This is a genomic window from Anaerolentibacter hominis (assembly GCF_032380675.1).
Lineage (GTDB): Bacteria > Bacillota > Clostridia > Lachnospirales > Lachnospiraceae > Anaerolentibacter > Anaerolentibacter hominis.
This window is the reverse complement of the sequence record NZ_JAWDIX010000001.1, coordinates 1,254,911-1,275,446: the sequence shown is the minus strand read 5'-3', so window position 1 is coordinate 1,275,446 and position 20,536 is coordinate 1,254,911. Positions and strand designations below refer to the sequence as shown.

The 20,536-nt window shown below is 47.9% G+C and carries 17 protein-coding genes, 1 tRNA gene and 1 pseudogene; 5 read left to right on the top strand and 14 right to left on the bottom strand.

Annotated features, from left to right (window positions below; genetic code table 11):
• Positions 1–13: 13 nt before the first annotated feature.
• The 3 genes and pseudogenes from ABCW47_RS05900 to ABCW47_RS05890 all read right to left on the bottom strand — a co-directional run bounded on the left by ABCW47_RS05900 (position 14) and on the right by ABCW47_RS05890 (position 3,019).
• Positions 14–1,374, bottom strand: a pseudogene (locus ABCW47_RS05900) (FAD-dependent oxidoreductase).
• A 132-nt stretch (positions 1,375–1,506) separates the two neighbouring features.
• Positions 1,507–2,286, bottom strand: a complete 780-nt coding sequence (locus tag ABCW47_RS05895) for a PAS domain-containing protein (RefSeq protein ID WP_343208927.1) — start codon at positions 2,284–2,286, stop codon at positions 1,507–1,509.
• Positions 2,287–2,302: 16 nt separating this feature from the next.
• Positions 2,303–3,019: an MBL fold metallo-hydrolase gene (locus ABCW47_RS05890; protein WP_343208926.1), complete on the bottom strand. Its 717-nt coding sequence runs from the start codon at positions 3,017–3,019 to the stop codon at positions 2,303–2,305.
• Between the two features lie 276 nt (positions 3,020–3,295).
• On the opposite strand from ABCW47_RS05890, the gene holA reads away from it, so the two are divergent.
• The 3 genes from holA to ABCW47_RS05875 all read left to right on the top strand — a co-directional run bounded on the left by holA (position 3,296) and on the right by ABCW47_RS05875 (position 4,950).
• Complete coding sequence (gene holA, locus ABCW47_RS05885; RefSeq protein ID WP_343208925.1) at positions 3,296–4,276, top strand: DNA polymerase III subunit delta; 981 nt, start codon at positions 3,296–3,298, stop codon at positions 4,274–4,276.
• A 10-nt stretch (positions 4,277–4,286) separates the two neighbouring features.
• A tRNA-Ser gene (locus ABCW47_RS05880) sits at positions 4,287–4,374 on the top strand.
• Between the two features lie 90 nt (positions 4,375–4,464).
• Positions 4,465–4,950 (top strand): GNAT family N-acetyltransferase, encoded by a 486-nt coding sequence (locus tag ABCW47_RS05875; RefSeq protein ID WP_343208924.1) that lies wholly within the window; start codon positions 4,465–4,467, stop codon positions 4,948–4,950.
• A 95-nt stretch (positions 4,951–5,045) separates the two neighbouring features.
• On the opposite strand, the gene ABCW47_RS05870 is transcribed toward ABCW47_RS05875, so the two are convergent.
• The 8 genes from ABCW47_RS05870 to ABCW47_RS05835 form a co-directional block, all read right to left on the bottom strand.
• Positions 5,046–6,317 carry a glycosyltransferase family 2 protein gene (locus tag ABCW47_RS05870; protein WP_343208923.1) on the bottom strand — a complete coding sequence of 424 codons (1,272 nt, stop codon included), beginning with the start codon at positions 6,315–6,317 and terminating at the stop codon, positions 5,046–5,048.
• Positions 6,318–7,109: 792 nt separating this feature from the next.
• Complete coding sequence (gene udp / locus ABCW47_RS05865; protein WP_343208922.1) at positions 7,110–7,877, bottom strand: uridine phosphorylase; 768 nt, start codon at positions 7,875–7,877, stop codon at positions 7,110–7,112.
• 236 nt (positions 7,878–8,113) lie between these two features.
• Complete coding sequence (locus ABCW47_RS05860) at positions 8,114–10,543, bottom strand: DNA internalization-related competence protein ComEC/Rec2 (protein WP_343208921.1); 2,430 nt, start codon at positions 10,541–10,543, stop codon at positions 8,114–8,116.
• 3 nt (positions 10,544–10,546) lie between these two features.
• Entirely contained in the window at positions 10,547–11,518 is a 972-nt protein-coding gene (locus tag ABCW47_RS05855; protein ID WP_343208920.1) for a GerMN domain-containing protein, read from the bottom strand.
• A gap of 12 nt (positions 11,519–11,530) precedes the next feature.
• Positions 11,531–12,934 carry a sensor histidine kinase gene (locus ABCW47_RS05850; protein WP_343208919.1) on the bottom strand — a complete coding sequence of 468 codons (1,404 nt, stop codon included), beginning with the start codon at positions 12,932–12,934 and terminating at the stop codon, positions 11,531–11,533.
• A 22-nt stretch (positions 12,935–12,956) separates the two neighbouring features.
• Complete coding sequence (locus ABCW47_RS05845) at positions 12,957–13,646, bottom strand: response regulator transcription factor (RefSeq protein WP_343208918.1); 690 nt, start codon at positions 13,644–13,646, stop codon at positions 12,957–12,959.
• An 11-nt stretch (positions 13,647–13,657) separates the two neighbouring features.
• A complete protein-coding gene (locus ABCW47_RS05840) occupies positions 13,658–14,284 on the bottom strand; it encodes a helix-hairpin-helix domain-containing protein (protein WP_343208917.1) in 627 nt (208 codons plus the stop codon).
• Positions 14,285–14,420: 136 nt separating this feature from the next.
• On the bottom strand, positions 14,421–14,855 hold the full coding sequence (locus ABCW47_RS05835) for a DMT family transporter (RefSeq protein ID WP_343208916.1): 435 nt from the start codon (positions 14,853–14,855) through the stop codon (positions 14,421–14,423).
• A 176-nt stretch (positions 14,856–15,031) separates the two neighbouring features.
• On the opposite strand from ABCW47_RS05835, the gene ABCW47_RS05830 reads away from it, so the two are divergent.
• Both ABCW47_RS05830 and ABCW47_RS05825 read left to right on the top strand, forming a co-directional pair.
• Positions 15,032–15,415, top strand: coding sequence for a BlaI/MecI/CopY family transcriptional regulator (locus ABCW47_RS05830; RefSeq protein ID WP_343208915.1), 384 nt, complete (start codon positions 15,032–15,034; stop codon positions 15,413–15,415).
• A complete protein-coding gene (locus ABCW47_RS05825; RefSeq protein WP_343208914.1) occupies positions 15,408–17,120 on the top strand; it encodes a M56 family metallopeptidase in 1,713 nt (570 codons plus the stop codon). The genes ABCW47_RS05830 and ABCW47_RS05825 overlap by 8 nt, the downstream gene beginning before the upstream one ends.
• A gap of 96 nt (positions 17,121–17,216) precedes the next feature.
• Here the strand turns inward: ABCW47_RS05825 and ABCW47_RS05820 are convergent, their stop codons facing one another.
• Genes ABCW47_RS05820 through argJ form a run of 3 tightly spaced genes read right to left on the bottom strand, consistent with a single transcriptional unit; the run spans position 17,217 to position 20,533 of the window.
• Positions 17,217–18,404: an aspartate aminotransferase family protein gene (locus ABCW47_RS05820; protein ID WP_343208913.1), complete on the bottom strand. Its 1,188-nt coding sequence runs from the start codon at positions 18,402–18,404 to the stop codon at positions 17,217–17,219.
• 15 nt (positions 18,405–18,419) lie between these two features.
• Entirely contained in the window at positions 18,420–19,289 is an 870-nt protein-coding gene (argB, locus tag ABCW47_RS05815) for an acetylglutamate kinase (protein WP_343208912.1), read from the bottom strand.
• A gap of 20 nt (positions 19,290–19,309) precedes the next feature.
• On the bottom strand, positions 19,310–20,533 hold the full coding sequence (gene argJ, locus ABCW47_RS05810; RefSeq protein WP_343209602.1) for a bifunctional glutamate N-acetyltransferase/amino-acid acetyltransferase ArgJ: 1,224 nt from the start codon (positions 20,531–20,533) through the stop codon (positions 19,310–19,312).
• Positions 20,534–20,536: the final 3 nt, after the last annotated feature.

Genomic DNA, 20,536 nt, shown 5'->3' with positions numbered 1-20,536 from the left:
TTATTCTCCTTTATTATGCAAATAAGTCATTAAACGCCTCGGCCATCGTGGGATGGGTATAAATCCCGTCACGAAGCACAGTATAAGGAATTTTAGCATCTATCGCCAGTTTAATCAAATTAATTATTTCATGGGATTGTGCACAAAAGAGATGTGCCCCAAGAATATAGCCCGTCTTCTCATCCAGAATCACCTTCAGTAATCCCCGTGGCTTGCTAAGAACCTGGGCTTTCGGTATAGCTGCTGCCGGCAGCCTCTTCACCAGAATGGAGTATCCCTGTTCCAGGGCTTCCCGCTCGGTCAGGCCTGCACGTGAGAAGGGCGGATCTAAAAAGACACTGTATGGTACCGTCCCCCGGTTTTCTCCGGTTCTGCTTTTATCACCCAGAATCTGTGATTTCACGATTCTAAAATCATCCAGAGAAATGTAGGTAAACTGGAGGCCGCCTGTTACATCTCCCATCGCCCAGATATTCGGTACAGATGTTCTTTTCCGAGCATCCGTCTTTACGGCATTTCTTTCATCCAGTTCGACTCCGGCAGCTTCCAGATTCAATTCCGATGTATTTGGTCTTCTGCCCGCGGCTATCAGAATTGCATCTGCTTTGAGCATCTCTCTTCCATTTTCAGTATTCACGGCAACAACCGCGTTCGTCTTATCGTCCTTTATTTCTTCCGTCTTACCGGAAAGGATGACTCTTATGTTCCTTTCCCTTAAGCTTTCCAGTACGGCCGCCGCAATCTCCTCATCCTCCCTTGGAAGAAAAACATCTCCATCCTGAATCACCGTAACCTGAGAGCCAAAATTAGCATACATCGATGCAAATTCCATGCCAATATAGCCTCCCCCAATAATGATCAGATGCTCCGGCAGGATTTCCAGGTCCATCAACGTTTCACTGGTATAACAGAAGCTGCTCTCCTTCAGTCCCGGTATCGGAGGAAAAAAGGGTCTGGAGCCCGTGTTAATAAAAATCTGCTCTCCAGTAATAATTTCCTCTTCATCCGTTTTTATTATCCTTATTCTGTGATTGTCTGCAAATTCAGCTTTCCCATTTATCACATCTATAGCAGCATTATCATTGAGTTTATGAAAATTTTTCTGTCTCAGCATACCGGTCAGCTGATTTTTCTTTCGGACAGCCGCCCGGTATCTGGCCGCCTTTTCTTCAAAGCCCCCTTTTTGTACTTCGGAAAGCTCCGCACTCTTGATAAGCGATTTTGAAGGGATACACCCCACATTAATGCAGGTACCTCCGTACATACCGGCAGATTGTTCTACAACGGCTACTTTTTTCCCTGCACCGGCCAATGCACCGGCTAATGTTTTCCGCCTTTTCCAAATCCAATAACAATCGCGTCATATTCTCTCATTCTGCTGACCTCATTCCTCGTTTTTTCAGTTCTTTCCAACAACTGTAACTTTACCAATTACACTTTATACTGTTATTATATTAATTACAGTTAGTTTTGTCAAGCAGAAATTGAAAAAGCCTGTAACAATTTTCAATTACAGGCCTTTTCGATCAGACAAATAGATTCATCCGGGTGTCCCAGCTCCGGATAGCAGGTTAATCTTACCGGTCGCTGCTGAACAGAACATAAGACCGGCGTCTCCGTTGCGCCTGCCCCTTCCGCTTTCCATTCATCCGGCAATCCCTGAACAGAAATAGGAAAATCCGAATCGCTCCAGCCAAAACTTCGGCAGCAGGCAGTATTGGCAGATACAATCTGTAACGTTTTCTTTGAGACGGCACATACCGGGTTTGACAGCTGCTCCAGAAATCGGTGCATGTTTTCCATGCGCCGCTTCATGGCGGCACGAAGATTCACCAGCTCTGTGATATCCACACAGGTGCTGACAATGATAGGAGGATTTTCCTCTGCAATCAGCCGCTGTCCGCTGCTTCTCACCCAGATATAGCTTCCGTCCTGCTTCAGCATCCGGTACTCTGCCGTATAAGCGTTATTCCGGCTCAGAGCCGCCAGCACCTCATCCCGGAGCCTCTCCCGGTCTTCCGGTACTACGCTGTTCGCGGCCGCACATCTGGTAGCGTAAATAAATTCCAAACTGGTGTATCCCAGATACCCGAGAAAGGCATCGTTGATATAGAAGAACGGATAATCCTGTACGTCATATACTCCGGTAATTCCCACCAACAGGTTCTTCCCCAGCCGTTCCGTAACCACATCTTCTACCTGCTGTCTGCTCAGATTGATCTTCCACTCTTTCCCAGGCGAATCCTGCACCTCTTTTGCATCGGATCTGTGTTCTGGTTCTTTCATATCAGCCTGCCTCCTTCTATATAAGACATTCCGGTTCACCGGATGGATTGTCCTGAATCAGAAATTGTTCTCCTTCGTGGTGTATCACCTGGATCTGCTTCCGGTACGGTTCGGAATGAGGGTCTGCAAGCAGTCTGCCGATCACCGGAAAGTCCCCCCAAAAGTGCATGGGAAAAACAATCTGCGTGTCTGTCGTACGCATAAAATAATCAAACCCCCAGTAATACCGTTCCTCCTGCCTTGGGTCCAGAACCATAAAAGCCAGATCCAGACGCCTTCCCCGCAGCTTCTCCATTTCGTGCTGGAAACGTTTTGTCATATCCTGGTACTCCAGACTAGTCTCTCCTATCCATGTCCACCAGTTCAGATCTCCCGCATGATAAATGGTCCTGCCCTCCGCCGTAACGAGATAAGCAACACCCTCGTCCGTAGAAGCAAATGTCTCTACCGTGAACTCCCCGATCGTCACAGCTTTATCTGCCGGAACAAACGTAATATTTTCTGCTTTCGGGCACTTTATATCTGCCGAAAATACATAGTGTATATCCGGATACTGCTCCTGCCACGTTAATATGGTCCGGTTGAAATGGTCATGGTGGGCATGACTGGAAAACACATAGATCTGTTTCTCTTTATCAAAATCCGGCACCCTTCCTTTATAATAGTCAAATACAAATATGTGTTTCTCAAGCTCCACACAGAAGCCGCTGTGATCCAAATAAGTTACAAGCATCTCTCCTCATCCTTTCCGACGGAATATTTTCCTGTTTATTAACTAGTATAATACCAGATAGCAGATATACTCAATGAAATCTCAACATATTTAATCAGAAAACTGTCACTTCCAGCTTTCTCATGGGGAAAGAATTCAATTTTTACCCGATTCCCGCTTGATAATTGAAGCACTTTTTAGTACACTATATAAGTACCTTTCAAACAGGTTTTCGCCGCAGATCATCCCGATTCATATGCAGCGCATAAAAACCGGCTTTCAGAATTGGACAATGGTATGAAACAGTTAAAGCAGGACTTAAAAGACGGTCAGTTTAAACAGATCTATCTTCTTTGCGGAAGTGAATCCTATCTGAAACATTTTTACAGAGATAAGTTAAAGGCCGGTATCCTTGCTGATGACGATGGTATGAATTTCAGCCATTTTGAGGGAAAGGGCATCAATGTAAAGGAAGTCGGGGCGATCTCCCAGACACTTCCATTTTTTCGGGACAGAAGGCTGGTCTTAATTGAGCAGAGCGGTTTTTTCAAAGCACAGAGCGATATGCCCGAGGTAATCGCCTCCCTGCCGGAAACCACTTATATCCTGTTTGTGGAGAATGAGATTGATAAGCGCAGCCGCCTGTATAAAGCGGTAAAGGAAAAGGGCTATATTGCGGAATTAAATGGTATGTCCGAGCGGGAACTGGTCGTGTGGACGGCAACTCTGTTAAAGAGAGATCACAAGAAGATTACGGAACAGACGATCCGCTATTTTCTGAGCCAGACCGGAACCGATATGGAACGAATCCGCACCGAACTGGAGAAGGTCATCTGTTATGCCCTGGACCGGGAAGTGATTACGGATGAGGATATTGATGCGGTCTGTACACCTCAGATCTCCGGCAAGATTTTTGAAATGGTGGACGCAATTGCCGCAAGGCAGCAGGAAAAGGCACTGGCTCTTTATCACGATCTCCTGCTTCTGCGGGAAAGTCCGCTTTCGATTCTTTATCTGCTGACCAGGCATTACAATATCTTAATGCAGGTGAAGGGATTTCAGAAAGAACATAAAAGTCCGAAAGAAATTGCTCCCGCCGTTGGGGTTCCTCCCTTCGTGGTAAATAAGTATATTGCCGGGAGCAGTAAATTTACACACAGTCAGCTGACAGCGTCCGTTACCCGCTGTCTTGAGACAGAAGAATATATAAAAACAGGACGTTTGCAGGATGTTATCGGCGTAGAACTGCTGCTGATCGAGTTCAGCAATCCGTCTTGAAATAAATTATGGAGACGTATCGAAGCGGCCATAACGAGAACGACTCGAAATCGTTTTGTCCTTTACCGGGCACGAGGGTTCGAATCCCTCCGTCTCCGTTTCACACAGAAAGCTGTCGGACTATCGGCAGCTTTTTTTCCGGAGAGTTATTGTTTTGAACATACACAGGGAAAGGAATTGGTATAAAAATGGAATTACATATCAGAGAATTTACGGTACAGGATCTGCCCCAGATGATTCCCATCTGGAATAAAGTGGTGGAGGATGGCGTTGCTTTTCCGCAGCTTGATTTCCTGACAGAGGAAACTGCCCCATCTTTTTTCGGCAGCCAGACATTTACCGCGGTAGCTGAAATGGACGGCGCAATCGCCGGACTATACATTCTTCATCCCAACAATATAGGACGCTGCGGCCATCTGGCAAATGCCAGCTATGCAGTGCGCTCCGATCTGAGAGGCCAGCATATCGGTGAGGCTCTGGTGTGCGGATCACTGGAAAAGGCCGCCGAGCTGGGCTTTCACGTACTTCAGTTTAACGCTGTGGTGAAATCCAATGCGGGGGCGATCCACCTTTATAAAAAACTGGGGTTCATTGAGCTTGGTACAGTTCCGGGAGGTTTCCTTTTAAAGGATGGAACTTATGAGGATATTATCCTTTTCTACCATACTCTGTAACAGGCAAAGCTTCCTATAGAACAAACTCCGGCAGACTGCCATTTCCAGTCTGCCGGAGTTTTAATTTTCCTATTATTCTTTTCAGCCTCAATCCGTCAGGATGCCCTCTGCTGTATCTCGTTCACATTCTTGCTGATGGAATGATGAACTGGTTCCCACTGTACCGGTTTGAAGAGCGCCGCGATCGCGATCGGTACATAGGTAAAAATAAAGATCGGGAACGTAAACATATAGGCCAGCTTTTTAACCGGCGAACAGTAGATTCTCTTCCACTCCGTGGCCGTCGTAATCGCGCCGAACATGAACAGGGACAGATAGATACCCATAAAAGTCGCCCCAATCTCCGCCAGCGCCACTTCCGCCAGAAATGGCCGGCCGTTCGCAAGGCCATAGAGGAATACAAAAAGGTTTACAGCCAGGCTTCCCAGCGTAAGCAGCGTAGCCGGTGCAATCGTCATCATCATGTCAAAGCACTGGAAGCTTCTGCCTTTCACACATTTGGCCAGAAGGTTCCTGCCGTAGTGCTGGAGCACCTGGTAAAAGCCCTTTGCCCAGCGCATTCTCTGTTTCCAGGAAGCGCCGAATCTGGTGGGCTGTTCATCATACACCACTGCATTCTTACAGTAGCCGATCACCTCGCCCTGAATTACATTGTCGATGGAAAACTCAATATCTTCCGTCAGCAGATGATGTTTCCATCCGTGATTCTTCTCAATAATCTCACTGGAGACAAGGAATCCGGTTCCTGATATCGCACAGCTGGAATGACAGAGCATTCTCGCTCCGTTTAAGTAAGTGGATTCTCTTAAAAACCACAGGGCATAACCCGCTGAAATCCAGTTAGAATCATAATTCTTGGAATTCCGATAGCTGGTAATGACACGGTAGCCCCTGTCAAACGTCCTATTCATTTCTTCTACATAGTGGGGGTCCAGCACATTATCTGCATCGAAGACCAGATAACCCTCGTAATTTCTGACACCCACCTTTTCATCAATTTTGGCAAAGGCATAATCTAAGGCATATCCCTTTCCCACATTGACTTTATTAAACCGTTCAAATACTTTTGCGCCGTGATCTCTGGCGATCTGCGCCGTATTATCCGTACAGTTATCCGCCACAACATAGACATCCAGCAGTTCTTTCGGGTAGGTCTGCTGATTAATGCTGTCCAGCAGTTCTCCAATCACCGCGCTCTCATTTCTGGCTGATATCAGCACTGCAAACTTATGCTGTTCCTTAGCTGGTTCATTTTCTTTCTTATCTTTTTTCAGAAAACAAATAAAAATGTAAACAATCTGATAGGAATAGCACAAAAAAAACAGCACTAAGATAAGAAAATTAAAGTTTCTGACAAATGCAAGCATGTTACATATCTCCTCCTGTTTGTGCCATCCAACCCCTCTTTCTAAAAAGAGTTCGTGGGGCAGCATTTCTGTCCGGCAGCAAACTCCATGCACTATTTTTCTTTACTGATATAGAAAAATACCTATGTACACAGCACCGTCCAAACCGCTGGTCAACCCGCCATATTCGTTCTGTCTGAATTAGACAAAGCCGGATAGTCTGGCTTCCCATTCAAATCACACACAGTATAAGCTCTTTCCTGTGTTCTTTTTATGACCAAATTATGAAGAATTTATTAATGAAAAATGAAACAACCATAAGATTTTCTTGGGTCAAGTCTCTTATAACCGCTTTTTTCATTCATTCTTCCCGGTTTTCGACTAATTTATCACCTGTTCGATATTTATAAATTCTTAAGAATTACCGCTATTTTCCAGGTATAAATCTCTCCCACAGATCTTACATTTATATCACCACGAGCCATTCTACTCGAATTAATATAATTTATCAATAGAAATAATTCTTAATTTTGCTTCCGAATAATATTTCGGTAATATTCCTGATTATAACCGATAAAATAGATTTTATTCTGTCATTATTTAAGTTATCTGAAATCATGTGGACTTTTTTGGCATATATATTTGTGCTTTTTGCTGAATTTATCCGGTTAAGCCCCACCCCTTTCATGTAAACCGCTGTATTTTCGTCATATTTTGTTCATATTTGAACAAACAAATGCGCCGCTGCAAAAAGACCCCGGACAGAATTTTCACTCTGTCCGGGGCCTTTTTTTCGATTAAAATCCATCTTTTCTATTTCTTCTTTCGGTCCTCTTCGATTAAAATCCGCAAGGCCTCGATCCCAACCTCCACTGCCGCTGTCACATCATGGGAATCCGGGTCCATAATTCCTTTCAGCTTTCGCTCCTGATTCCATATCACATGAAAACAGGAACCGCACCGCACCCCCAGTGAAGCTGCCACTACATAGAGAGCTGCCGACTCCATCTCGCTGGCGAGAACACCCAGCCTTTTCCACGCCTCCCATTTATTCTGCAGTTCATAGGATACCGGCATACGGTCCGGCGAATGCTGTCCATAAAAAGAGTCCTTACACTGCACTACGCCCGCGTGCCAGGGTTTGCCCAGATTTTTCGCTCCCTGCACCAGGGCCCCCATCACGTCAAAATCGGCCACGGCAGGATACTCAATTGGAGCATATTCCCTGGAAGTCCCCTCCATACGAACGGCACCGGTAGCAATTACTACATCGTCGCTTTTCACATCCAGATGAATACCGCCGCATGTGCCCACACGGACAAATGTATCCGCTCCGATCGCGTGAAGTTCTTCCATCGCAATGGAGGCGGAAGGCCCTCCGATTCCGGTGGAGGTGACCGATACCTTTTCACCGCACAGCGTACCTGTATAAGTGACAAATTCCCTGTTTTGACTGACCTTCACCGGATTGTCAAAATACGAAGCGATAAACTCGCACCGTCCCGGATCACCGGGCAGAATACAGTAGCGCCCCACATCTCCTTTCTTACACTGGATATGAAACTGCAAATTTTCATTCATACACTTCACTCCTTCCTGTTACAGCCCAATTACGTTATTTTTATCATGGAAGTAGATAAGACTCCCCCTCTATAGGTGGTGAGTAAATAACAAATCCGTCATGGTGGGAGCCCAGTCTCCTTCCAAGATAAAGCCTCCGGCGGATTGCAGAGCCGCACAGATGTATTATGTCATGCAAAGCATGACGTGCGGCTCGCAGCAAGTACGCCGAAGCGTACTTGAATTTATTATACGGTTTAATCCTGCAAAAAGCAATGAAACTGAGCGCTCCTGCCATTCGTTCGCACGGATACCGCGCCGCACTCAGCCGTGACCGCATAGGAGCAGGATATGTCTCTGAGCCGTTCCAGCAGTTTTGCATGGGGATGTCCATAACGGTTATGCCTGCCGCAGGAGATCAGCACGGCTTCCGGCCTGGTTAATTCCAGGAATTCGGCCGGGGACGAACGGGCAGAACCATGATGAGCGGTCTTCAGTACGGTGCAGGGAGTAAGCAGCCCGCTCTCCAGCAGCTCTCTCTCCCCTTTTCCTTCCAGATCTCCGGTAAACAGCATAGAGAAATCTTTATACTCCAGTCTCAGTACCATCGACATTTCATTGGGTTTTGTACCCAGACAATCCTTCTCCGGATGCAGGCAAATAAGTCTGCACTCTTCACTCAGTGAAAGCGCAGCCCCCTGGAGCAGATAACCCACTTGTACACCGTTTTCTTTGGCTGCGCTCTTAAGCGTCTCATACTGCTCCGGCTCTTCGGCACAGGCAGGCAGGACCAGATACCGGATCTTAAGCCAGTCCTCCGGCTGTTCAAGCAGCCCCAGGATTCCGTTTATATGGTCCTGATCCGTATGGCTTACAAAGATCCAGTCCAATTTTCTTATTCCCTCCGCTTTCAGACAAGGCTTTATTCTGTTTTCCGCCACATTTTTAATATCGGAGCTGCCCCCGTCAATCAATCCGCAGGTTCCGCCCGGCAATTTAAGTAAAAAACAATCGCCCTGAGATACATCCATCATCAGTATTTCAGCCTGCTGGGTATACTTCGGCAGAACCAGTATGACTGTGCAGCAGAGAAACAGCACTGGAATGAGCCTGACCGGAATCTTCTTTTTCCTGTACCGGTTTAATAGAGACAGCTTCTTTCCCATAAGAGCCAAACCGATAAGGCAGAACCCTGTATACAGAAGAATACGAAAAAAGGAAGGCCTGCCCGTTACAATATAGTGAAACGGCAGTCTTCTGCACAGTCTGCAAACCAGCTTAAAGATCACAAAGATAGCTTCCGCGCCCCAGGCAAATACCCTGCCCAAAGGAAGCAGTATTATTCCGGTACCGCAGGCCAGCAGCAGGCAAGTAATCAGAACCCCGGCTGCCGGCAGGATAAACAGATTGAGAAATGGCCCGTACAGCGGCAGAGCTGAGTAGAACCAGAGCATGACAGGAAGGGTGACCAGCTGAATACTGAGACTTAAGATCATTCCCTCTTTCAGCCTAGCTCCTGCCGCCTGTAAGATATCGTTTCTCTTTAATTCACCGGTCTGTGGTTTCTGATAGATCCACGCCGCCTTCCATCCTGGGTATACCCCGCCGATCGCCAGGATTGCCCCAAAGGATAATAAAAAGCCGCTTTGGAACAGCTGCAGCGGGCTTCTAATTAAAATCAGCAGCGCGCTGAGAGCCGCGGCAGAAAGCAGATCATAACTTCTTCCGATCAGCGTTCCAAAAAGCATAATCAGAAACATGACAACCGCCCGGCTCGTTGACACGCTGAAATTCGTCATATAACCATAGGAAAGAATAACAAAGCAGGTAAGTACGGTTCTGGTCAGCGGATGCCTTATAATTTTGTTCAGCAGCCGATAGAGAGCCAAACCCAGCATGGAAACATGAAATCCAGAAATCGCCAGTATATGAGAAATCCCATTTTCCTCATACAGTTCCTTCACTTCTTTATCAAGGGAGGATTTATCACCCAGCAGCATAGCCTTTGCAAGGCCGGTGCTTTCAGGCTCCAAAACCTGTTCAAATACACTGGAAAAGAGCTGTTTTCCCTGCTCCAGACCCATGCGGTAATAATTTATGCCGTCATCCAGAATCCGACATTCCTCCGCCTCTATTTTCAGGTCAAATCCCCTGCTTTTATAATAGATCCATTCATTGAATTGCCCAGGATTCACGGGCTTAGAAAATACAGATGCCTTTCCGGAAATAAAGACCTTATTTCCGATGGCCATAGAAGCACGGTCCTCACCCGGAGGGCCATACAAAAACACTTTTTTACATGAATAGCGGTCAGCCGTCTTTTCCGGCTGCAGTGCGCAGTCTCTCAGATAATAGACCGTCCCGTAGCTGGTCCGCTCGATTCCATCGATCGTGCCAGCTCCAACGACCAGGAGATTGCTCTTCTCCAGTTTCTCTTCCAGCAGACAGGGCTTTTGTACCGTGCGAATCCGCACAGTCCCAAGCAAGGATAACCCGCCGAGCAGAATAAGGAACCAGACAAGCTGTCTCCTTCCATTCCTGGCCCAGGGCACCCGTTTCCCCCAGCGAAGAAGCAACGCCGACAGGACAAAAACAGCCGCCGGCAGCATCCACACAGTTCTGAAATATCCGGCCGCGCAGCCAGAAGCAAAGGCGGCCGCCGCCCACAGCATAGGCCGTCTTATCATATATTATTGCTCTCCCTCTACAATCTCCAAATTACGTTCAAAGAGCTGTTCAAAGGAAATATTTCCATGGAACATCACTTTGGTCTCTCCCTCCACCATAAACTGCACCTTGTTGACAGAGGCCAGATTCACCAGCGAATTAACCACAGAATAAAGCGCAACTTCATCCGTTACACTTTCCAGCTTGGTTAAAAACTCTTTACTAAAATCCACATAACAGATTCCGTCACTAGTAGTAACCTTCAGCAGCTTCGTATTGTCCGGTATGGTAGGATAGGCTTTGTCCTCTTCCAGTCCCTCCACCGCTTCCGGTCCCTTGATCAGCTGCTCTACTATCAGTTTTTCCAGTGATATCGTTCCGTCATAAACCACATTTATCTTGGTTTCCACCAGCTTCTTGCCCTTATTATTGGCAAAATACAGAGAAAAGGTTGTATTCTGATAATAGTTCGTTTCCCCGCCGGTATTGTCAATAAAGTTATCAGCATTCATAAAACCGATCTGCTTCTGGTTCTTGTCGGTGAGAGGAAAATCATTTACATAGAACTCCACATAATCCACGCCCTCCACCTGCACCAGCGTTTTCACCACCGCTGCCCGGTACAGGACTTCGGTTATAGTGTTCATCAGCTGATATGTCCTGTCATAGTACAGCGTCAGCTGCCCCTCATCCGTGCGCACATATTTGTAATACGGATTCATTGATTCGGGGCGGATTACCTTGCACTTTTCTCCTTCGGGAACCTGGTCGATTCGATCCAGTAATTCCTGGATCTGATCATCCACATTCGTACTCTCCGGCTCATAGGGAACCGCAACCAGCTTGGTCTCCTCCGGACTCAGATAGTACACATAGGTTCCGGCATCCGCCATCGGCTTAGCCTCTTCCTTCCTGCAGCCGGTCAGTGCAAACAGCAGCAACAGCAAAAGTCCGGAGGAAAGAAGGATTTTCTTGTCAATACGTAATCTCGTCATCTGCCTTCCTCCTTATGCCACAAAATTCAAAGGCACACGCATGGTAAAGGTGGTGCCTTCACCCGGCATGCTGTATACCTTCAGCGTGCCTCTGTGCATCAATATAACATTCTTTGTGATCGACAGCCCAAGTCCGGTCCCGCCGGTATCTCTGGACCTGGCCTTGTCCACACGGTAAAAACGTTCAAATATATTGGCCTGTTCATCCTCCGGAATGCCGACGCCGTTGTCCTCCACCTTAATATAGAAGAACTTATGGTCTGCATTCAGGGATACTCTCACCCAGCCGTCATCAAAATTATACTTCACCGCATTTTCAATCAGATTGCTGATTGCCAGCGACAATTTCACCTCGTCTATTTCAGCGGTTACCTGCCGAAAGCTCTCATAGACCAGCTCGATATTCCGTTCGCCGGCAATGGGTTTCAGCCGTTTTAATATCTGCTCCACCAGCTCATTAATATTTACTTCGGCAATGTTCAGGCTGCCCGCCTTCCGGTCCAGCTTCACAAGGGAAAGCAGATCGTTGATAATTTTATTTTCCCGGTCGATCTCCTTCGTGATATCCACCATGAATTCCCGGTACGTCTCCGCCGGAATATCCTCCTGCAGCAGCAGAGAATCCGCAAGCACCTTCATGGAAGTGATGGGGGTCTTTAGTTCATGGGAGACATTGGATACAAACTGCTGTCTGGAATCTTCCAGCGTCTTAAGTCTTGCCACCATTTTATTAAAAGCCGCTGAAATCGACTTCATCTCCGTAAAGCCGCCGGAAAACTTCACTTCCTCCATGTACCCTTCTGTCAAATGATCCAGGGACCGGGTAATCTGCTTAAAAGGCCTGGTCATCTTAGATGAAATAAATACAGCCAGCAAAAGGATGATGACACACAATATTACCATAAAGATCTGAACGCGCTGTCTCATGGCGTCCTGGAGGCTGTAAATATCCTTGATAGAAAAACTCATAATAATAACGCCTACCACTTCTTTCTCTGTGGTGGACGTAGTCATCGGAATAATCAGTTCCACGTACTGCCGTTTTTCATTGACCAGCGTATTGCTCTTGCCCCGGAGTCCGTTGATCGCCTCCTCCGAGATAATCGTCTTGTTCTGCTCCAGCCCGTAGGTGTCCTTTACAATACGCAGGGAATTGTCTACAATAACAATTCTGCCCTCGTACATATCGGTAATCATGGTAATCAGCGTGTTGATTTTATCGGCCTCCGCTCCGCCGGCACCGCTGAAATAGCCGGAAGTCACCACACTGTTCGTCACCATAATGCCGTAGTTGTTCAGGTCAGACAATCTCTGTTCCAGAGCCCGGTTGAAGTACGTGCCGGTCACGACGGCAGAAGATATAAGATTGGAAAGAATACCAAAGAGTATGAGAAGCAGAAAAATCTGCAGCCTCATACTCCGCATCACATCTTTAACTTTACTGATTCTGGAAGAAATAGCCAACACCCCATTTTGTATGTATATATTTCGGTTCGCTCGGATTTCCCTCTATCTTCTCTCTCAGCCTCCGAATATGCACATCAACGGTTCTCACGTCCCCAGGATAGTCATAACCCCAGACCGTATTCAGGAGAGCTTCCCGGCTGTATACCTTGTTCGGGTTGAACACAAGCAGTTCCAGTACATCAAACTCCTTCGCGGTCAGATTCACTTCCTTCTCATCCACATAAACCCTGCGGCTCTCACAGTCCAGTTTCAGCCCGTCATATACCACTACCTTCGGGCTCTCCTTCTCCACAGCCTTGCTGCTGCGGCGCATGATCGCCTTAATCCTGGCTTTTACCTCCAGGATATTGAACGGTTTCGTTATATAGTCATCCGCGCCGTATTCCAGGCCCAGAATCTTGTCCATATCGTCACCCTTGGCTGTCAGCATAATAATCGGCATATCAGAAAATTCTCTGATCTGCTGACATACCTCAAATCCATTCAGCTTCGGCAGCATCACATCCAGCAGGACAACATCATAAGTGCTGCTCTTGGCCATCTCCAGCGCTTCCTCGCCGTCATAGGCACAGTCAACCTCCATCCCGTCCTGCTCCAGGCTGAAACGGATACCCTTAACTATCAGTTTCTCATCATCAACCACTAACACTCTCTTTCCCATATCACACCTCGTCAATCTGTCGTTATCTTATCTCTTATCGAGTTTAATATTCCTTCTTTAATACCATCAATTCTGGTCAGGTCATCCACCGAACGAAAGGGACCGTTCTTCTCCCGGTCGGCAATAATCTTGTCCGCCTTCGACTCGCCGATCCCCGGCAGAGTCATCAGCTGTTCCTTTGTTGCCGTATTAACCGCCACCCTGCCGTCAGAAGCAGGCTGTCCTTCCTCCGGAAACAGTCCCGCCGCCGCTTCCTCCCTGGTTGGGATATAATAGCGGCTGCCGTCTGTCACACAGGCCGCCAGATTCAGCGCGTCTTCCGCTGCCTCTTCGGCAAACCCTCCGGCCTGCTCAAGCAGATCAAAGAGTCTGGCCCCTTCCTCCAGTTCATAGACGCCGGGCCTTAAAACCGCCCCGCAGATAAAGGCTACCGCTTTCTGTTCTTCTTTCCCGCGGCTTTCTTCCTCCTGGCTCTTCTGTACTTCCGGCTCTTCACCAGATGTCAGATTCTCCGTCAATAGGAACGCTTCTTCCTGCGCTTCCTTCCTGCTGTCTCTGCCCGTCAGTGAACAGACCAGCCCGGAAACAGCCACAAAAAGAAAAAAGCCGGCAACCAGCCAAAACCTTTTTTCTCTCATCGCATCCATCCTTTGCACAGTTCTCCCGCAAAGGCTATACTCCATACCGATTCGATGATTAGGACTAATTTTATTTTACCTGTTTCAAACCCCGATTACAAGTACCCTATTCATTTTCTTTTTGCGTAATCTGTCTCTATTTCCACCGGAAAAATGCGATGCCCGCAATGACCAGCGCCAGCCCGATCACGGAACGGAATTCAAACGGCGATTTCTCCTGTCCAAATAATCCCAGCAGCTCAATGACATAGGCGATAATAATCTGTGCGCTTACAATCAGCACAGCCGCTTTTGCAGGTCCCAGGCCGCTGATTGCCCGGATAACCGTAAATGTGATAAAGGCGCCTATAACGCCGCCCAGAAGGGCATATTTTTTGTCCATCTGAATCAGATTTCCAACATTACCTTCTCGGCCGGTCACAAACCATGCAATGGCGCAGACGATAAATGCCGTCAGCTGTACAAATCCGGCCGCAAACCAGATCCCCGACTGTTTTGTTACCTCCGTATTAAATACACCCTGAATACTCATCAGTGCTCCGGATAAAAGTGCTAAAAGAATACCCCACATAGTCCATACTCTCCTTCCAACATATTCTAAATTTCATAAAGCTCATACTTTTCCTTATTATGCACTTTTTTCTCTTCCTTAATCGACCCTGCAGGAAATTTATCCGTTGACATTAAGAGTGCACCATGCTATCTTACAATTAGAGTGCATTTTGCAATCTTAAAGGAGGAATTTATTTGTTGCAGCAGGTATCGGATTTTGAATTAGAATTGATGAAAGTGATCTGGAGTAACGGAGACATGGCTCTTTATTCAGAGATCACCGCAGCACTGCACGCGAAGCATATCCCCGCGGGCAAAAACACAATTATATCTCTGCTGTCCCGTCTGGTGGACAAGGGATTTCTGAAAGTCAATAAAATCGGGCGGCGCAATCAGTATACTGCCCTGGTATCGGCATCCGAATACCAGTCGGCGCAGACGGAGACGTTTCTGGATAAAATTTATGAGGGAAATGTAAGAGAACTGATTACCACATTGATACACGATGAGCGCATATCTCCGGAAGACTATCAGGAATTAAAAAATTTCTGGGAAGGGAACCGTAAGCAAAATGAATGATCTGATGAAAATTGTTTTATCCATGTCCCTGTCCGGGTCCCTGCTGATCCTGGTCCTTCTGTTAGGCAGGCCAATGATCCGGCACAAGCTCAGCAAACAGTGGCAGTATTATATCTGGCTGCTGGTCATCGCCAGGCTCCTTCTGCCCTTCTCTCCCCATCCTGGCTTGATGGGGAACCTGTTTCAGGTCAGGGATATTCCAGCTGCCGGTGCCGGACTTCAATTCGAAAAAGAAGCTTCTGCTCCGCTGGAATCAGAAACTCTGCCCTCTGGTCAAACTACAGGCAATCCTGTAGTACCGGAGCAGCCGGACTCCGCTTCCGGATGGAAGGAATTACTCTATCCTATGACAGAATATATCTGGATCGTATGGCTTGCAGGAGCCCTTCTTCTGTTTATACAAAGGCTGATTCCCTACCTGCGTTTCGGCAAGCGCTTAAGATCTGGATGGAACGAAGTTTCAGATGATTCGTCCAGAAAACAATTTCAGGAATTGACACATGGTGCGTCAATCGGCCTTTACACCAGTCCCCTCGCGGCATCTCCCCTGATAGTTGGCCTGATGCGCCCCTCCATTGTGCTGCCTGGCGAACCGCTCACCGGCACTGAATTTCAATATACCATTCTGCATGAATTAACCCATTATAAACGGCTGGATATGATCTATAAATGGTTGGTTCAAATAACGGTCTGCCTGCACTGGTTCAATCCCCTGGTTCACCTGATGTCACGTGAGGTAAACCGGGACTGTGAGCTTTCCTGCGACGAGGCTGTAATACGAAAGCTTTCTCCCCAGGAACAGCACACCTATGGGGATACCCTGATACACGCCGCCGGCCGGGCGGCCGGAGACAAAGACGCCCTGGCCTGTATCTCTCTGAGTAAAGGTGCGGAACAATTAAAAGAAAGGCTGGAATCCATTATGAAATATAAGAAGAGTTCGAAATTTGCAGTTGTTATGGCCGTTATCCTCACGTTAACGCTGGGCGCGGGATCTGTCGCCGCCGGAGCCTATACGGTGCCGGACACAGAAGCTTACACCGCTGCGTCTGATTATTCCATGTCCAAATCAGGAAAAACATATACCTATACGTATTCTCAGTCTGCCTATTACCAAAAGCCCTATATCTTTGAAATCGGCAGAGGCGCCAGGGGCAACGAATTCGGTCCCGATTATACGGAGAAAACCCTGATCCTGTCCGATCGGTCCGAGCTGACCTTTTTTCTCCATCCTACTCTGAAGCATGCACTGGACGATTCGGAAGCAGTCACCGCCCTTACGAAATTGTCCGACACGCTGAAAGAACGTTATGCAGACACCTCGCTGCCCTTTGACCATCCTTATTTAGTCAATATGGAATACGTAGGGGATAAAAGCCCTAAAACTCTGGCTAAAACCTATTACAAAAAGGGCCAGTTATCCTACTTTACGGCAGTCTTTCCCCTTCTGAACAGCAAAACCCAGAAACAGTATGGCAATAAAATGTTCAAGGATGATAAGATAGCATTCTTTGCCGCCTCTCTCGACGATATGGATTCCACTCTCATCAATTACTTTACGAAAAAAGCTTATAAAGAAAAGAGTATCTCTTTCTTCTCCGTCACTGTTCCCTATATGACGAAAAAAACCAGACAATACTGGATAAACAAAAGCAAGAAAGAGAAACGGACGTCATTCTATGCAGTATTGATGGAAGAAGATTAATTGAAAAACCGCAGCTTAAGCTGCGGTTTTCACCAATCAGGCAGGTATATTTTCCTGCCTGATCATTTTCACTTACTTTTCGTTTTTCTTCATTATTCACTCTTCATTCTTCATTACTCTCTTCAATATCCCAATCATTGTATCCACATCTGCTTCCGTAATGATAAGAGGCGGCACAAACCGGATCACATTCGGCCCGGCGCTCATGACGATCAAACCTGCCTCCAGAGCCTTTTTCACAATATCGCCCACCGGATGGGTAAATTCCAGGCCCTGCATCAGCCCCTTGCCCCGGCGCTCCTTGATATCAGAATAATTTTTTACCAATTCATCCAGTTTTTCTTCCAGATAGGGAGCTACCCGGTTTACGTTGTCCAGGACATGCAGCTTGTCGAACTGATCGAAGACGGCGCAGGCCGCTGCTGCTGCCAGCGGATTTCCGCCGTATGTGGTGCCGTGGTCCCCCGGTTCAAAGGCGTCCCCCACCTTCTTCACAGCCGCGAAAGCGCCCACCGGTACACCGCAGCCAAGGGCCTTTGCTGTCGCCAGTATATCCGGCTTCACCCCATACTGTTCATAGGCATACATAGTGCCGGTGCGCCCCATACCACACTGGATCTCATCAAAGATCAGTACGATATCTTTATCATCACAGAGGGCACGCACCCCCTGTAAAAACTCTTTCTCCGCCGGATAAATTCCGCCTTCCCCCTGCACCGGTTCCAGAATAATGGCGCAGGTATTTTCGTTCACCAGTGCTTTTACACTGTCCAGATTATTGAATTGCGCATAGACCACACCGCCAATCAGGGGCTTAAACGCCTCCTGATACTTGGGCTGGCCGGTCACGGTTAAAGCACCCATACTCCGTCCGTGGAAGGAATGGCCCATGGAAATAATCTCATGGCCCGCCTCCGGGTTCTTCTTCCAGGCATATTTTCTTGCCAGCTTGATAGCCCCCTCTATGGCCTCAGTCCCGCTGTTGGTAAAGAATACCTGATCCATGCCGGTGGCTTTCTGTACGAGAACTGCTGCCTCCGCCATGGGAACACTGTAATATAAATTAGAGGTATGAATTAATTTATCTACCTGCGCTTTCACCGCGCTGTTAAAGGCCTGGTTTCCATAACCCAGGGCAAATACAGCAATCCCTGCCCCAAAATCCAGATATTTCTTTCCGTCTGTATCGTACAGATAAACGCCCTCCCCCTTTTCCAGAACTACCGGGAACCGGTTATAGGTATGCATCAGGGCGCTGTCCGCCTTTTCTATGTATGGATTCATTTCTACCCATCCTTTCTATTTCGTAAATACGGTGCCTACACCACTGTTGGTGAAGAATTCCAGGAGCAGGCAGTGCTGCTGCCGTCCATCCAGAATATGGACCCTCTCAACGCCATTTTCCACCGCATCAATACAATTGGTTAACTTAGGCAGCATGCCGCCGCCAATGTAGCCCCCCGCGATCAGCTCCCTGGCCTCGTCAAGAGGCAGCACGGAAATTAATGTAGAGCTGTCCTTGGGATCTTTGTAAACCCCCTCGATATCGGTGAGAAACGCCAGCTTTTCCGCACCGATTGCCATAGCCACCGCACAGGCCGCGTCATCGGCGTTGATATTATAGGTCTGGAAATCATCGTCAATACCGATGGGAGCCACTACCGGGATAAAGTCATTGTCCAGCAGAGTCTTTATCAGTCCCAAATCCACCCCTGTAATATTTCCCACGAAGCCGATATCTTCTCCATTCGCATAGCGCTTTTCTACTTTCAGGGTAGCTCCGTCCTTGCCGCTGATACCCGCGGCCTTCACGCCCAGCTGTTCCAGCATCTGGACCAGGCCCTTGTTTACCTTGCTCAGAACCATCTCCGCGATCTCCATGGTCTCCGCATCAGTCACACGCAGCCCCTGTACAAAATGAGGTTCCTTCCCCACTTTAGAAATCCACCGGCTGATTTCCTTGCCGCCTCCGTGCACCACGATCGGTTTCATACCCACCAGTTTTAAAAGGGCCACATCCTTAATGACATTTTTCTGCAAATCCTCGTCTATCATAGCGCTGCCGCCGTATTTCACCACAACGATCTTGTTGGTGAATTTCTGTATGTAGGGCAGGGCCTCGATCAGGGTTTCCGCCCGCGTGATATATTTATTCATACTTGCTTCCATCTCTTTATCCCATCCCTTTCTTAAGAACGGTAATCTCCGTTTATCTTGACATAGTCGTAGGTCAAATCGCAGCCCCAGGCTGTGGCGGTCTCCGCTCCCATCTTCACGTCAATCAGGGCAGTGACCTGCTCCTTTGACAAGATCTCTGTGGCAAATTCCTCGCTGTAGTCCGCTGCCATGCCGTTTTTCACAATCAGAAGGGTTCCCGCGCTGCTCTGAATCGTCACATCCACCGCGTCCGGATCAAAGTCCGCCCCGGAATAGCCCATGGCGCAGAGAATCCGGCCCCAGTTGGCATCGCTGCCATAGATCGCCGTCTTCACCAGGTTGGAGGTGATGACCGATTTACTTAACACCGCCGCCTGCTCCTTGCTCTCAGCTCCAACGACCATTACCTCAAATAATTTTGTAGCTCCCTCGCCGTCTCCCGCCATCATCTTGGCTAAGGTAGTGGTAACATAATTCAGTGCCTGGCAAAATAGTTCATAATCCGCGTCTTTCTTCGTGATCTGCTCATTGCCCGCCAGGCCATTCGCCAGGATTAAAAGCGTATCATTAGTGGATGTATCCCTGTCCACGGATATCATATTAAAGGAGGTTTTGATATCAGCGCTTAATGCCTCCTGAAGCAGTTCCTTACTGATGGCTGCGTCTGTGGTGATCACACTCAGCATCGTTGCCATGTTGGGGTGGATCATACCGGAACCCTTGGACATTCCTCCAAGCGTTACCGTCTTTCCCTGAATCGGAAAGCTTACCGCACACTCTTTCGGGATGGTATCGGTGGTCATAATCGCCAGGGCCGCATCGTGGCCTGCCTCCCTTGTATCCTGTAAGGCAGCCTTTAATAATCCCGCTCCGTGCTCAATCTTATCAGCAGGCAGCTGCATCCCGATCACACCGGTAGAGGCGGTTAAAACCATCTCTTTCTCCGTGTTCAGGACTTTGGCAGCGGCCTGGGCCATCTTCTCATTGAATAAAACTCCTTCCGCTCCCGTACAGGCATTGGCGATCCCGCTGTTTAATATAACGGCGCGGGCACTGGCTTGTTCTTTCACCAGCTTCTGATCCCATTTGACAGGGGCCGCTTTCACCACATTGGTGGTAAACGTCCCTGCTGTCACCGCCGGAACCTCAGAATAGACCATTGCCATATCCTTTTTGCCGGATTTTCTGAGCCCTGCCGCCACACCGGCCGCCTGAAATCCCTTCGCCGCGGTTACGCCGCCTTCTAATACCGTAATTTT

Coding starts and splice junctions, on each gene's coding strand:
- ABCW47_RS05845 (WP_343208918.1), bottom strand. CDS start 13,646: ATGGGAAAGAGAGTGTTAGTGGTTGATGATGAGAAACTGATAGTTAAG.
- ABCW47_RS05895 (WP_343208927.1), bottom strand. CDS start 2,286: ATGAAAGAACCAGAACACAGATCCGATGCAAAAGAGGTGCAGGATTCG.
- ABCW47_RS05890 (WP_343208926.1), bottom strand. CDS start 3,019: ATGCTTGTAACTTATTTGGATCACAGCGGCTTCTGTGTGGAGCTTGAG.
- ABCW47_RS05840 (WP_343208917.1), bottom strand. CDS start 14,284: ATGAGAGAAAAAAGGTTTTGGCTGGTTGCCGGCTTTTTTCTTTTTGTG.
- udp (WP_343208922.1), bottom strand. CDS start 7,877: ATGAATGAAAATTTGCAGTTTCATATCCAGTGTAAGAAAGGAGATGTG.
- ABCW47_RS05860 (WP_343208921.1), bottom strand. CDS start 10,543: ATGATAAGACGGCCTATGCTGTGGGCGGCGGCCGCCTTTGCTTCTGGC.
- ABCW47_RS05820 (WP_343208913.1), bottom strand. CDS start 18,404: ATGAATCCATACATAGAAAAGGCGGACAGCGCCCTGATGCATACCTAT.
- argB (WP_343208912.1), bottom strand. CDS start 19,289: ATGGAAGCAAGTATGAATAAATATATCACGCGGGCGGAAACCCTGATC.
- ABCW47_RS05825 (WP_343208914.1), top strand. CDS start 15,408: ATGAATGATCTGATGAAAATTGTTTTATCCATGTCCCTGTCCGGGTCC.
- ABCW47_RS05835 (WP_343208916.1), bottom strand. CDS start 14,855: ATGTGGGGTATTCTTTTAGCACTTTTATCCGGAGCACTGATGAGTATT.
- holA (WP_343208925.1), top strand. CDS start 3,296: ATGAAACAGTTAAAGCAGGACTTAAAAGACGGTCAGTTTAAACAGATC.
- ABCW47_RS05850 (WP_343208919.1), bottom strand. CDS start 12,934: ATGAGGCTGCAGATTTTTCTGCTTCTCATACTCTTTGGTATTCTTTCC.
- ABCW47_RS05870 (WP_343208923.1), bottom strand. CDS start 6,317: ATGCTTGCATTTGTCAGAAACTTTAATTTTCTTATCTTAGTGCTGTTT.
- ABCW47_RS05855 (WP_343208920.1), bottom strand. CDS start 11,518: ATGACGAGATTACGTATTGACAAGAAAATCCTTCTTTCCTCCGGACTT.
- ABCW47_RS05875 (WP_343208924.1), top strand. CDS start 4,465: ATGGAATTACATATCAGAGAATTTACGGTACAGGATCTGCCCCAGATG.